Here is a 13,007-nt window from a genome sequence, read left to right as displayed (position 1 = left end):
TTCGGGTTCGCCGTCATCGGGGGGATGAGGCGAACCCCGCCCCGGCCGTCGCCGGGGTGGGATAAGGTCCGTCAGGCGGCGGGAGCGCCGCCGCCGAGGACCTTGTAGAGGGTGACGAGGTTGGTCGCCCGGACCAGCCGCGCCGCGATCAGGCCCTGCTGGGCGCTGTAGAGGGTGCGCTGGGCGTCCAGCAGCGTCAGGCTGCTGTCGATGCCGGCGTCCCTGCGGGCCCTGGCCAGGCGCTGGCTGTCGGCGGCCGCGGCGACCAGGCGTTCCTGGGCCGACACGCGGTCGGCCACGGTGTCGCGCACGGCCAGGGCGTCGGCCACTTCGCGGAAGGCCGTCTGCACGGTCTTCTCATAGGTGGCCACAGCGATGCCCTGGCGGGCCCTGGCGCTGTCCAGCCCGGCCTTGTTGGCTCCTCCGGCGAAGATCGGCAGGCTGATGCTGGGCGCAAAGCTCCAGGCGCCCGATCCGCTCTTGAACAGGTCGCCCAGTTCACCGCTGGCGCCGCCTGTCGATCCGGTCAGGGCGATGCGCGGGAAGAAGGCTGCGCGGGCCGCGCCGATATTGGCGCTGGCGGCGGCCAGCTGGTGCTCGGCGGCCAGCACGTCGGGGCGACGGGTCAGGACATCCGAAACTACGCCGGCCGGCAGATCGGGCATGATCTGGGCGGTCACCAGCCCGCCGGCCGGCAGCAGATCAGCCGTGACATCGGCCCCGACCACCAGGCGCAGGGCGTTCCGGTCCTGGGCGACCTGGGCGACATAGGCGGCGACATCGGCTCGGGCCTGTTCGGCCAGGGTCTGGGCCTGGCGCAGATCCAGCATCGAGGCGGCGCCGGCGTCGACCCGGCTCTGGGTCAGTTTCAGCGACTCGTCGCGCGCGGCCAGGGTGTCACGGGCCAGCTGCAGAAGGTCCTCGTCGGCGGCCAGGGTCAGCCAGGTTCCGGCCACTTCCGAGATCAGGCTGATCTGGGCCGTGCGGCTGTTTTCGCGCACCGCCAGCCAGGTCTCGAGGGCGGCCTTGTTGAGGCTGCGGACGCGGCCAAACAGGTCCAGCTCATAGCCGGTGAAGCCGACACTGGCGCTGTACTGCTCGGTCTCGATGGCCGAGCCGGTCTGGCTGACCGAGGCCGGGGTGCGGGCCCGCGAGCCCGACACGCCGGCATTGATGCCCGGCAACAGGGCGGCGCGCTGCACGCCGTACTGGGCGCGAGCCTGCTCGATATTCAGCAGGGCCACGCGCAGGTCGCGATTCTCCGTCAGGGCCAGGTCGATGGTCGCGGCCAGGCGCGGATCCTCGAACACCTCGCGCCAGCCCAGATCGGCGGCGGACGCCGTCTGGGCCGGTTGCGGGGTCGGCCAGGTCTGGGCCACCGGCAGGGTCGGTCGCTGATGCGCCGGGGCCAAGGTGCAGGCGGTCAGGGCGGTGGCCGCCAGCAGGGTCAGGGTGAGGTTGCGGATCAGCATTCTAGTGGCCCTCGGCCGGGATCGCGGGCGTCTCGTCGACGCGCTTGGGCTTGGGTTTGAAGGTCTTCTCGACGACCACGAAGAACAGCGGGACGAAGAAGATCGCCAGCAGGGTTCCCGAGATCATGCCGCCGATCACGCCGGTGCCGATGGCGTGCTGGCTGCCCGAGCCCGCCCCGTTGGAGATCGCCAGCGGCAGCACGCCGAAGATGAAGGCCAGCGAGGTCATGATGATCGGCCGCAGACGGATGCGGACGGCCTCCAGGGTGGCCTCGATCAGGGGCTTGCCCTTTTCGTGCAGGTCCTTGGCGAACTCGACGATCAGGATGGCGTTCTTCGCCGCCAGACCCATGGTCGTCAGCAGCCCGACCTGGAAATAGACGTCGTTGGACAGGCCGCGCAGGGTGGTGGCCAGCAGGGCGCCGACGACGCCCAGCGGGATGACCATGATCACCGACAGCGGGATCGACCAGCTCTCGTAAAGCGCCGCCAGCAGCAGGAACACCACCAGGATCGAGATGGCGTACAGGGCGGGGGCCTGGTTGCCGGATTCGCGTTCCTGGGCCGAAAGGCCCGTCCACTCGTAGCCGATGCCCGGGGGCAGCTTGGCGGCGATCTCTTCCATGGCGGCCATGGCCGCGCCGGAGCTTTGGCCAGGCGCGGGCGTGCCCTGGATGTTGACCGACGAGAGGCCGTTGTAACGCTCCAGACGCGGCGAGCCGTAGGTCCAGGCGGTGGTGGCGAAGGCCGAGAACGGGACCATCTGGCCCGTGCCGTTGCGCACGTACCACTTGTTGAGGTCCTCGGGCGTCATGCGGAACGGCGCATCGGCCTGGACATAGACCTTCTTGATGCGACCGCGATCGACGAAGTCGTTGACGTAGGAGCCGCCCAGGGCCGTGCTCAGCGCCGCATTGATGTCGGCGGTGGTCAGGCCCATGGCGCCGGCCCTGGCCTGGTCGACATCGATCCGCAGCTGCGGGGTGTCGTCCTGGCCGTTGGGGCGCACGCCCGCCAGCTTCGGGTTCTGGGCGGCCATGCCCAGCATCATGTTGCGGGCGTTGATCAGGGCTTCGTGGCCCACGCCGCCGGTGTCCTGCAGCTGGAAGTCGAAGCCAGAGGCGTTGCCCAGCTCCTGCACCGCCGGCGGCACGATCGGGAAGACCATGGCGTCGCGGATCTGGGAGAAGGCCCCGAAGGCGCGACCGGCGACGGCCGGCGCCTTCAGATCGGCGCTCTTGCGCTCTTCGAACGGCTTGAGGCTGATGAAGGCCAGGCCGGCGTTCTGACCGGCGCCGGCGAAGCTGAAGCCCGAGACGGTGAAGACCGACTTGACCGCCTGATCCTTGAGGAAGTGGGTTTCGACCTGCTTGAGCACGCTCTGGGTGCGCGCGTCCGTCGCCCCGGGGGACAGCTGCACCAGGGTATAGATGGTGCCCTGGTCTTCTTCCGGCAGGAACGAGGTGGGCATGCGGATGAACAGCACGCCCATCACCAGGATGATGGCGCTGTAGATGGCCATCCAGCGGACGCTCTTGCCCAGGATGCCGCGCACGGCGCCCTGATAGCGGCCTGACAGGTCGGTAAAGCTGCGGTTGAACCAGCCGAAAAAGCCCTTGTCCGAGATCGTGTGACCCTTGGCGACAGGCTTGAGCAGGGTGGCGGTCAGGGCCGGGGTCAAGATCAGGGCCACGACCACCGACAGCAGCATGGCCGAGACGATGGTGATCGAGAACTGGCGATAGATCACGCCCTGCGAGCCGCCGAAGAAAGCCATGGGCACAAAGACGGCCGACAGCACCAGGGCGATGCCGATCAGGGCGCCGCTGATTTCCTTCATCGACTTGCGGGTGGCTTCGACGGGCGACAGCCCTTCCTCGCTCATCACCCGCTCGACGTTCTCGACCACGACGATGGCGTCGTCGACCAGCAGGCCGATGGCCAGCACGACGCCGAACATGGTCAGGGTGTTGATCGAATAGCCGAAGACCGCGAGGATTCCGAAGGTGCCCAGCAGCACGACCGGCACGGCGATGGTCGGGATCAGGGTCGCGCGCCAGTTCTGCAGGAACAGGAACATGACGATGAAGACCAGGATGATGGCCTCGATCAGGGTCTTGACCACCTCGTGGATCGACTGGGCCACGAACGGCGTGGAGTCGTAGGGCACCACATATTCAAAGCCGGCCGGGAAGCTCTTGGACAGCTCGGTCATGCGCGCCTTGACCGCCTCGGCGGTGTCCAGCGCATTGCCGCCGGGGGCCAGCTTGACGGCCAGGCCCGCCGCCGGGGCGCCGTTGAAGTGGGCGTTGAAGACATAGCTTTCCGCGCCCAGCTCGACGCGGGCCACGTCGCGCAGGTGGACGATCGCGCCGCCGGTGCTGTTGCGCAGGATGATGGCGCCGAACTGCTCAGGGGTTTGCAGACGCGACTGGGCCGAGATGGTGGCGTTCAGGGCCACGCCCGGCGTGGCGGGCGTGCCGCCCAGCTGCCCGGCCGAGACCTGGGCGTTCTGGGCCCTGATGGCGGCGGTGACGTCGCTGGGGGTCAGCGCGAAGCTGGCCAGCTTGTCGGGGTCCAGCCAGATGCGCATGGCGTATTGCGCGCCGAACAGCTGGACGTCGCCCACGCCGTCGACGCGGCTCAGCGGATCCTGGATGTTGGCGGCGATATAGTCGGCCAGGTCGACATTGGTCGTGCCCGGGGCCTTGGAATAGAGGCCGACCACCATCAGGAAGTTGCGGGTCGACTTGACCACGCTGAGGCCCTGTTGCTGGACCTCTTGCGGCAGCAGGGCGGTGGCCGTCTGCAGCTTGTTCTGGACCTGGACCTGGGCGATGTCGACGTCAGTGCCGGCCTGGAAGGTCAGGGTGGTGGTGGCCGAACCCGAGCTGTCGCTGGTCGAGGACATGTATTCCAGGCCGTCCAGGCCCTTCATCTTCTGCTCGATGACCTGGGTAACGCTGTCCTCGACGGTCTTGGCCGAGGCGCCGGGATAGTTGGCCGACACCGAAACCTGGGGCAGGGCGATGCTGGGATACTGCGCGATCGGCAGGGTGCGGATGGCCAGGAGGCCGGCCAGCATGATGACGATGGCGATGACCCACGCGAAGATGGGCCTGTCGATGAAGAAACGGGACAACATGGCGACCGGGTCCTAGCGCTTGGCGGCGATGACGGCGGGCTTCACGGGCGCGCCGGGACGGACCTTTTGCAGGCCCTCGACGATGACCTGGTCGCCCGGCTTCAGGCCGCTTGTCACCAGCCACGCGTCGCCAACCATCTGGCGCACGGTGATCGGGCGAGGCTCGGCCAGGCCTTTGGCGCCGACCACCATCACCGTGGCGTTGCCCTTGGGATCGCGGGACACGGCGGGTTGCGGGATCAGCATGCCGTTCTGGGCTGTGGCTGTGCTGAGCGTCGCGCGCACATACATGCCCGGCAGCAGCACGCCATTGGGGTTGGCGAAGGTGGCGCGCAGGCCGACCGAGCCCGTGGCGGGATCGACGGTGACGTCAGAGAATTCCAGCTTGCCGGGGGTGGGATAGGTGGAGCCGTCTTCCAGCTTCAGGGTCACCCGGGCGGAACCCGAGCGGCCGATGCTGCCGGTGGCCAGATCGCGCTGAAGCTTCAGCAGTTCGGCCGAGGACTGGGTCAGGTCGACATAGACCCGGCTGGTGTCCTGAACCGTGGCCAGGGCGGCTGCCTGGCCGGCGGTGACCAGCGCGCCCGGCGTGACCGTGCTCTTGCCGATGCGGCCCGAAATCGGGGCCAGCACGCGGGTGTAGCCCAGGTTGATACGGGCGGCGTCGACATTGGCCTTCTGGGCGGCGACATTGGCGGCGGCCTGCTGGCTGGCGGCCTGGGCGTCGTCATTGTCCTGCTTGCTGACGGCGCCGGTCTCGACCAGGGCCTTGTAGCGATCGGCCTTCAGCCTGGCGGCGGTATAGGCGGCCTGCGCCTGGGCCAGGCCGGCGGCGGCGCTGTTGTAGGCGGCCTGATAGGTGGCCGGATCGATCTGGTACAGCGGCTGACCGGCGCGGACATAGCCGCCTTCCTGGAACAGGCGCGCCTTGACGATGCCGCCGACCTGAGGACGCACTTCGGAGATCAGAGAGGCCGAGGTGCGGCCCGACAGCTCGGTGGTCAGGCTGACCGGCTCGGTCCGGGCAATGACCACACCCACATCGGCAGGGCCTCCAGCGCCCATGCCGGCGGCCCCGCCCTGGCCCTGCCCGCAGGCGGCGAGGGTGAACGCGATAGCGGCGAGCGCGACGGCTGTCGCCGCCGAACGTTGGAATTGCATGACAGATCCCGGTTTTGGATAAAGGCGGTCGGCGCCGGGCCATTGCCCTTGACGTAGACCGGATGATCGACAATCTGAGAATGAACGTTCATTCTCACTCGGGGCTGGACATAAGTGCGAGGCTGTCGCAAGTCAACACCGAGGGTGTCGCTTTTCGGCTGACCTAACGGAAATGTAATGCGAAACGAGATTTGCGATGGGCGATGAGACGCCATCTGCGCGGCCGACGGTAGAAACCCGTCGACAGCAGATCCTCGACGCCGCGTGCGATCAGGTGCGCCAGTCGGGTTTCCACGGCGCCAGCATGGCCGACATCGCCAAGGCCGCCGGTCTGAGCGTCGGCCAGATCTATCGCTACTTCGAGAACAAGGAAGCGATCATCGCCGCCATTGTCGCCCAGGACCTGGCCGAGATGCGCGAGAAGTTCGCCGAACTGGAAAGCCAGCCGGGCGATCTGCTGGAGGTCATGACCAGTCACTTACCCGAGGCCCTGGACAAGTGTTACGACCCGCGCCGCTCGGCTCTGGTGCTGGAAGTCCTGGCTGAGGCGGCCCGCAATCCCAAGGTCGCCACCATCGTCCGCGCTGCGGACGCCCAGGAGCGCGCCCTGGCCATCACCATGCTGGAACGCAGCCGCAAGCCCGAGTGGAGTGATGCTGAGTTCAAGGCGCGGGCCGAGATGATCGGCGTGCTTTTTGACGGGCTTGTCATGCGCTCGGTCAACAACCCTGACGCCGACCGCCGGGCCTTGGCCAAGGTGTTCCACAAGACCCTGGAATGTATCCTCGCCTGAGATCTGGTCGGGCGTGATGCCGCGGGTCCGGCAACGCTGACTAGGGCTTGCGTCGCCGCTCCGCGTGACCCCAAAATCTAGATATAGTTATCGCCAGCTGCGACGATCCGCCGCGATATATAGTCTTTATTTCAAAAATAGTGACCGAATGCGTTGAGTGATTACTCAAATTCCTCAGGTTGCATTTTCGAGTTCTGCGGAAATTTTCGAGGCCGAACCCCGAATTGTGGCCGTTAACCATCCAGATTCATTCGGAATAAACTGCCTGGGTCAAAAGTGCAGGGAGGCAAAAGCCTACCGGCAGTCAAAATGACGTCGGCGATCCTTGAATAGGAAATTTTCGCAATGGCGCTGAACAGCATCAACACGAACAGCGGCGCGCTCATCGCGCTGCAAAACCTGAACACCACCAATTCGGAACTCGCGAACGTCCAGCAGCGCATCAACACCGGCAAGAAGGTGGGCAGCGCTAAGGACAACGGGGCCATCTGGGCGACCGCCAAGAACCAGTCTTCCATGGCGTCCTCGATGAACTCGGTGAAGGACTCGCTGCAACGCGGTCAGTCGACCATCGACGTGGCCCTGGCCGCCGGCGACACCATCACCGACCTGCTGGGCAAGATGAAGGAAAAGGCCCTGGCCGCTTCCGACACCTCGCTCAACACCTCCAGCTTCAACGCTCTGAAGGCCGACTTTGAATCCCTGCGCGATCAGGTGACCAAGGCCGCCACGAACGCCAAGTTCAATGGCGTCAGCATCGCCGACGGCACGACCACCAAGCTGACCTTCCTGGCCAACCAGGACGGCTCGGGCTTCACGGTCACCGCCAAGACCCTGTCGCTGGCCGGTATCGGCCTGTCGACGACCTCGACCTTCGCCGACGCTACCGCAGCCAAGACCATGATCGCCACGGTCACGACCGCACTGGGCACGGCGACCAACAAGCTGGCCTCGCTGGGCACTAGCTCGGTTGGCCTGGACACCCACCTGACCTTCGTCGGCAAGCTGCAAGACAGCCTCGACGCCGGCGTGGGCAATCTGGTTGACGCCGATCTGGCCAAGGAAAGCGCCAAGCTGCAGTCGCTGCAAACCAAGCAACAGCTGGGTGTGCAGGCGCTGTCGATCGCCAACCAGGCTTCGTCCTCGATCCTGAGCCTGTTCCGCTAAGCTTAAGGCTTCACGGAAAACGGAAAGGGCGGGTCCTCGCGGGCCCGCCCTTTTTCGTTCAGGGCAGCAGGTTTCGGCGCAGGGCAGGGACCGCGTCGGCCAGCGCCGTAGCCACCAGGGCCGAGACATAGTCGGCTCCCTCGTGACCCAGGTGGGTATAGTCAAAGGCCTGTTTGGGCGTGCCCATCGGCTCGGCCGCCGCGTTGTTCTGGACCGGTGGCGTTGCGACGGGCGGTGGCGGTGGCGGAACGGTGGCGCCGGGAATCGCCGGCTCGTAAAACCGCGCCTCGATGGTGGTTCCTGACCGGGCAGCGTCGCGGACGCGCGCGTCGGGCGGGCTCTGGGCCAGCCGCATGGCCTCGACCGGGCCCATGGCCTGGACGGCGGCGGAGCTCAAGGCGTGCAGATCGACCAGCGGCGTGCTGGTCTCGGCCGCCACCCTGCGGGTCGCCTGGGCCCATGGACCCAGATCGTCGACCAGCTTGCCGTCCTTGAACTGGCGGCGTGTCAGGGGCGTGACCAGCACCGGCCTGCCCCCGGCGGCCCGCACCTCTTCGACATAGCGCTTCAGATTGGCCGGAAATTCGGTGGCCAGATCGGTCGAGCGGCCGGGCTTGCCCGGCTGGTCGTTGTGGCCAAACTGGATCAGCACATAGGTGTCGGAAAAGCCGCCCGATTTGATCTCGTACATCGCCAGCTTCCACGAGCCCTCGAGCCGGTAGTTGCTGGTGCTGCGACCGCCGCGGGCCAGGTTGATGCAGGCGACGAATGAGGTGACGTGCTTGCCACAGAAACTGGGGCCCCAGCCGCTCTGAACGGCGGTGGTGGAGTCGCCGATCAGCACGATCTTCGGGGATTTGAAGACGGCGGGATCGGTGTCGGGCGTCGCCTGGGCGTGAGCGGCCATGGGGGCGGCGAGCAGGGCGGCGGCGAGGAGGAGGGGTTTGATCATCTCAAGCGTCCCATTGAAATCGCTTGTCATCCCGGAAGCCTCGCAGAGGCTGTCCGGGACCCAGGGGCAACCGCACTGCCTTGGCCCCTGGGTCCCGGCTCTCCGCTTCGCTGCGGCCGGGATGACAAGATGAAAGAGCCAGAGTGCCCTACGCCAGCGCCCGGTACTTGAAGTTCCGGAACCGCGCCGAGCCCTTGCCGGCTGCGTACAGCCCCGGCTTCAGCATCAGGAAGCCGCCGCGCACATTGTGGTGGTAGCCGCTGACCTCCATGCCCCGGTCAAAGCGCTTCCAGGTCGCGCCGCCGTCACCGCTGGTGTGGAAGCTGACGATGTGGCGGGTGTTGCGCAGCCGCATCAGCATCTTGGAGCCATGCGGATTGGCCGGCCGCCCGCGCTCGATGCCGTACTGGTGGGTGACGAAGTTCTTGGCGTCGAACCCCAGGCCGCAATAGAGCTGGCGGTCATAGAACAGGATCAGGCCGGCGCGGGTTTCCGGATCGATGTCGATCTCGCACTCGATCTCATAGGCCTGGTCGCCGTTGACGAAGATCAGCGGCGAGCCCGTTGACGGCGCTTCGCCCGCGCCCTTCAGGGTCAGGACGCCGTCCTGGCGCGACATGCGGTCCTGCTCGCCCGGCTTGGGATCAAAGAAGTTCCACTGCACGCCCAGCTTGTCGGTGGTGAAGTCGTCCGACAGCGCCATGCCGTGCGCCACGGCCTTGCCGCCTTTCGGCTTGGGCAAGGGCCTGGCCAGATCGCCGCCGCCGACCGTGAACCAGCCGTCCTTGGTCCAGGTCACCGGGGCCAGCAGGGTCTGGCGGCCCAGGGTGTAGAAGCCGTTTTCATAGCCGTGATAGACGGTCCACCAGTCGCCGGCCGGGCCCTCGACCAGGGTGGCGTGGCCGCGCGACCACCACTTCTCGGAATTGTCGGTGGTGCGCAAGACCGGATTGTGCGGATCGTCTTCCCACGGGCCGGCCAGCGATTTGGCGCGGGCGACGATGACCATGTGGCCGGTCGGCGGGCCGGCCGTGCCGCCCACGGCGGTGACCAGGTAGTAGTAGTCGCCCTTCTTCATCACCTTGGGGCCTTCGGGCGAGAAGCCCTCGACGTCCCAGTCTTCCGGATAGCGCCAGGGATTATAGACGTGCTCGGGCTTGCCCACGGTCGACAGGCCATCAGGGGCCAGCTGGATGCGGTCGCCGCCCGACAGGAACAGCCAGCGCACGCCGTGCTCGTCGACCACGTGGCCCGGGTCGATATAGCGCGGCAGCTTCAGGTCGATGGGCTCCGACCACGGACCCTCGATCTTGTCGGCCCAGATCACATAGCTGGTGTTGTTGCCCGGAAACTTGGCCGGCAGGTAGATGTAGTAGCGGCCTTGGTGCTTGCAGAGTTCGGGGGCCCAGATCGAGCCGACATTGGTCTTCAGGCTGGCCACGACCGGCGCCCAGTTCACCAGATCCTTGCTGTGCCAGATCAGCAGGCCCGGATAGGCGTCGAACGAGCTGTGGGTCATGTAGTAGTCGTCGCCGTCCTTCAGGATCGACGGGTCGGGCCGGTCGCCGGCCAGGATGGGGTTGAGGAAGGTTCCGTCGCCCAGATCGGCCTTGCGCTGGCCTTCGACGCCCTTGGCCCAGGTCGGGGTTCCGGCGGGGGCGGGGCCGGGCAGGGTTCCCATCTGGGCCTGGCTGGCGGCGGGAACTGCGGCTGCGGCCGCGCCGGTCAGTAGCGAGCCCAGGGCTCCGCGTCGGCTGATCTGGACCATTTTCGTGTTCCTTCCCAAGGCTATTGGCCGCGCGAACTGCTGTCGCGCTGGCGAATGTTACCGGTCACCTAGCGGCAAGTTTCAGAGAATGTCTACCGGTGTCATCGCGATTTTCGCGGGACAACGCTGTCACCTGAACGGTCCGTGGGGAAGGGAAAACCGCACAGCAAAACGCCCGGGAGGCTGAACCTCCCGGGCGTCCTGATCGTGACGGCGTGGAAGCCGGGCGCCTAGCCCTGCATGTCTTCCAGCTCGGTGCCGCGCGTCTCGCGAACCATCTTCTGGACGAAGAAGAACGAGACCAGGGCGCTGAGCGCGTAGAAGCCGTAGGTGACCGGCAGGCCAAGGCCCGCGGCCATGGCCGGGAAGCTGACCGAGATGGCGAAGTTGGCCATCCACTGGGCGAAGCCGGCGACGGCCAGGCCCGAACCGCGGATCTGGTTGGGGAACATCTCGCCCAGCATGACCCACATGACGGGACCCCAGCTGAGGTTGAAGAACACCACATAGGCGTTGGCGGCGATCAGGGCGATCAGGCCGAAATTGCCCGGCAGGCTGAGCGCGCCATTCACCATCGAGCCCTGGAAGAAGCAGTAACCCACGGCGCCCAGGGTGACGGCCATGCCGGCCGAGCCGATCAGCAGCAGCGGCTTGCGGCCGATCCTGTCGATCAGGGCGATGGCCAGCAGGCAGGCCAGGATCGAGAGCGAGCCCGATAGAATGTTGATCTTCAGGCTGTCGTCTTCCGAGAAGCCCACCGACTGCCACAGCACCGAGCCGTAGTAGAAGACGATGTTGATGCCGACCAGTTGCTGGAACACGGCCAGACCGATGCCGGTCCAGACGATCGGACGCAGCTTTCTGGTGATCGGGTCGATCAGGTCGCTCATCTTGGGCTTGTGATGGTCGGCTGACAGCGAGGCACGGATCTCGGCCACCTTCTTGTCGCCCTGACCTTCGCCGAACAGGCGCGACAGGATCTTGGAGGCCTCGGCGTCCTTGCCCTTGGCAACCAGGTAGCGGGGGCTCTCGGGGATCGTCAGCAGGCTGAAGAAGAAGATCGCGGCCGGGATTACCTGCATCCAGAACATCCAGCGCCAGGCCGGGAAGCCGAGCCAGAAGATGGCGGTCGAGCTGCCGGCGGTGTGGGCCAGGATGTAGTTGGCCACGAACGCGCCGGTCAGGCCGGTGATGATCATGATCTGCTGCACCGACGACAGGCGGCCGCGGATGTTGGCGGGGGTGACTTCCGAAATATAGACCGGGCACAGCACGCTGGCGGCGCCCACGCCCAGGCCACCGATCAGGCGGAAGGCGATGAACACCATCGAGTTGTCGGCCGCGCCGGTGCCGATGGCGCTGACCAGGAACAGCAGGGCCGAGATCAGCATCACGGTGCGGCGGCCCCAGACGTCGGCCAGACGGCCGGCGGCGAAGGCGCCGATGGCGCAACCGATCAGGATGGCGCCGACGTTCAGGCCAGTGCCCAGCTTGCTGAGGTTGAAGGCGCTTTCCAGGCCTTCCTGCGTGCCGTTGATGACGCCGCTGTCATAGCCGAACATGAAGCCGCCAATGGTGGCGACGGCCACGATCGCGGCGATAAAGCCCATATTGACCTTGCCGCCGTCGGCGCTCATGCCCGGGCTAGGGCCCGCGCTGGATACTGAAGCCATTGGTTTCCTCCCCGTGGCCCGAAGGCCGTGTTCAGTCCTTGAGCGTCCTTGATGAAGCGCTCGTTGGTCGCGACCTTAGTGTTACCGGTATCAGCGCGCAAGCGGTGAGACTGGGTCGCGACTTTGGCCGCCTTTATGCCGGGTTCGATCTATGCTAGCTAGGCTTAGCTAATAGCGAGTCCGGCCATGCGTACAGTCAACATGCACGACGCGAAGTCGCAACTTTCAAGGTTGGTTGAAGCCGTCGAGAGCGGTGAGACCGACGAGGTGGTGATCGCCCGCAATGGCCGGCCCGCGGCGCGGCTGGTGCCCATGGTGTCGGCCGGCCGCACACCCGTGCGGATCGGCATCGCCAAGGGTCTGTTCGTCGCGCCGGCCGACACCCAGGCCCAGGACGCCGAGGTGGCGGCTCTTTTCCTGGAGCCTCGGGATTGAGGCTGCTGCTCGACACGCACATCGCTCTCTGGACCCTGACCGACGACCCGCGCCTTACGGAAGCGGCGCGTGCGCTGATCCTGGATCCCGCCAACGAGGTCTGCATAAGCGCCGTGACCTTGTGGGAGATCGCCATCAAGCATGGGCTGGGTCGCGAGGGGGCGGGCGCGATGCCGATCTCTGCGCAGGAAGCCCAGCTGCTGTTCAGCGCGTCGGGCTATTCGCTGATCCCGATCACGCCCGAGCAGGCGGTGGCGGTCGAAAGCCTGCCGCGCATCCACGCCGATCCCTTCGACCGCCTGCTGGTGGCCCAGGGTCTCACCGAGGCCCTGATGCTGGTGACGCACGACGCTGTGGTGGCCTCCTACAATGCTCGGATCATCCAGGTCTGACCACGACCCGGCGGGCCTGACCGTTGCCCCAGAACCGCACTCCATGGCC

10 protein-coding genes are annotated in these 13,007 nt (G+C 66.5%); 4 read left to right on the top strand and 6 right to left on the bottom strand.

Features of this window, described 5'->3' with window-relative positions; translation table 11 throughout:
• Positions 1–71: 71 nt before the first annotated feature.
• The 3 genes from ACW176_RS00795 to ACW176_RS00785 are packed head-to-tail and all read right to left on the bottom strand — an operon-like array spanning position 72 to position 5,778.
• Positions 72–1,472 (bottom strand): efflux transporter outer membrane subunit, encoded by a 1,401-nt coding sequence (locus ACW176_RS00795; protein ID WP_492110514.1) that lies wholly within the window; start codon positions 1,470–1,472, stop codon positions 72–74.
• 1 nt (position 1,473) lies between these two features.
• Positions 1,474–4,617 (bottom strand): efflux RND transporter permease subunit, encoded by a 3,144-nt coding sequence (locus ACW176_RS00790; RefSeq protein WP_492110513.1) that lies wholly within the window; start codon positions 4,615–4,617, stop codon positions 1,474–1,476.
• A gap of 12 nt (positions 4,618–4,629) precedes the next feature.
• Positions 4,630–5,778 (bottom strand): efflux RND transporter periplasmic adaptor subunit, encoded by a 1,149-nt coding sequence (locus ACW176_RS00785; protein ID WP_492110512.1) that lies wholly within the window; start codon positions 5,776–5,778, stop codon positions 4,630–4,632.
• Between the two features lie 196 nt (positions 5,779–5,974).
• Here ACW176_RS00785 and ACW176_RS00780 point away from each other — a divergent pair, with 196 nt between their 5' ends.
• Both ACW176_RS00780 and ACW176_RS00775 read left to right on the top strand, forming a co-directional pair.
• Positions 5,975–6,571: a TetR/AcrR family transcriptional regulator gene (locus tag ACW176_RS00780; protein WP_492110511.1), complete on the top strand. Its 597-nt coding sequence runs from the start codon at positions 5,975–5,977 to the stop codon at positions 6,569–6,571.
• 345 nt (positions 6,572–6,916) lie between these two features.
• Positions 6,917–7,738 carry a flagellin gene (locus tag ACW176_RS00775; RefSeq protein WP_492110510.1) on the top strand — a complete coding sequence of 274 codons (822 nt, stop codon included), beginning with the start codon at positions 6,917–6,919 and terminating at the stop codon, positions 7,736–7,738.
• Positions 7,739–7,796: 58 nt separating this feature from the next.
• Here ACW176_RS00775 and ACW176_RS00770 read toward each other — a convergent pair whose 3' ends face one another.
• The 3 genes from ACW176_RS00770 to ACW176_RS00760 all read right to left on the bottom strand — a co-directional run bounded on the left by ACW176_RS00770 (position 7,797) and on the right by ACW176_RS00760 (position 12,131).
• Positions 7,797–8,690: a rhamnogalacturonan acetylesterase gene (locus ACW176_RS00770; protein WP_492110509.1), complete on the bottom strand. Its 894-nt coding sequence runs from the start codon at positions 8,688–8,690 to the stop codon at positions 7,797–7,799.
• 148 nt (positions 8,691–8,838) lie between these two features.
• The gene (locus ACW176_RS00765; RefSeq protein WP_492110508.1) at positions 8,839–10,458 is read right to left on the bottom strand and encodes a family 43 glycosylhydrolase; all 1,620 of its coding nucleotides are present in this window, start codon (positions 10,456–10,458) and stop codon (positions 8,839–8,841) included.
• A 230-nt stretch (positions 10,459–10,688) separates the two neighbouring features.
• The gene (locus ACW176_RS00760; protein WP_492110507.1) at positions 10,689–12,131 is read right to left on the bottom strand and encodes a sugar porter family MFS transporter; all 1,443 of its coding nucleotides are present in this window, start codon (positions 12,129–12,131) and stop codon (positions 10,689–10,691) included.
• Between the two features lie 186 nt (positions 12,132–12,317).
• Between ACW176_RS00760 and ACW176_RS00755 the strand changes: the two genes are divergently transcribed.
• Entirely contained in the window at positions 12,318–12,566 is a 249-nt protein-coding gene (locus tag ACW176_RS00755) for a type II toxin-antitoxin system Phd/YefM family antitoxin (protein ID WP_492105968.1), read from the top strand.
• A complete protein-coding gene (locus ACW176_RS00750; protein WP_492110506.1) occupies positions 12,563–12,958 on the top strand; it encodes a type II toxin-antitoxin system VapC family toxin in 396 nt (131 codons plus the stop codon). Before ACW176_RS00755 ends, ACW176_RS00750 begins: the two co-directional genes overlap by 4 nt.
• The last annotated feature ends 49 nt before the right edge of the window (positions 12,959–13,007 follow it).

Source organism: Caulobacter sp. FV1ye13L, assembly GCF_058681155.1.
This window is presented reverse-complemented; position numbering and strand designations above follow the sequence as displayed.

Coding starts and splice junctions, on each gene's coding strand:
- ACW176_RS00785 (WP_492110512.1), bottom strand. CDS start 5,778: ATGCAATTCCAACGTTCGGCGGCGACAGCCGTCGCGCTCGCCGCTATC.
- ACW176_RS00780 (WP_492110511.1), top strand. CDS start 5,975: ATGGGCGATGAGACGCCATCTGCGCGGCCGACGGTAGAAACCCGTCGA.
- ACW176_RS00775 (WP_492110510.1), top strand. CDS start 6,917: ATGGCGCTGAACAGCATCAACACGAACAGCGGCGCGCTCATCGCGCTG.
- ACW176_RS00795 (WP_492110514.1), bottom strand. CDS start 1,472: ATGCTGATCCGCAACCTCACCCTGACCCTGCTGGCGGCCACCGCCCTG.
- ACW176_RS00770 (WP_492110509.1), bottom strand. CDS start 8,690: ATGATCAAACCCCTCCTCCTCGCCGCCGCCCTGCTCGCCGCCCCCATG.
- ACW176_RS00765 (WP_492110508.1), bottom strand. CDS start 10,458: ATGGTCCAGATCAGCCGACGCGGAGCCCTGGGCTCGCTACTGACCGGC.
- ACW176_RS00760 (WP_492110507.1), bottom strand. CDS start 12,131: ATGGCTTCAGTATCCAGCGCGGGCCCTAGCCCGGGCATGAGCGCCGAC.
- ACW176_RS00790 (WP_492110513.1), bottom strand. CDS start 4,617: ATGTTGTCCCGTTTCTTCATCGACAGGCCCATCTTCGCGTGGGTCATC.
- ACW176_RS00755 (WP_492105968.1), top strand. CDS start 12,318: ATGCGTACAGTCAACATGCACGACGCGAAGTCGCAACTTTCAAGGTTG.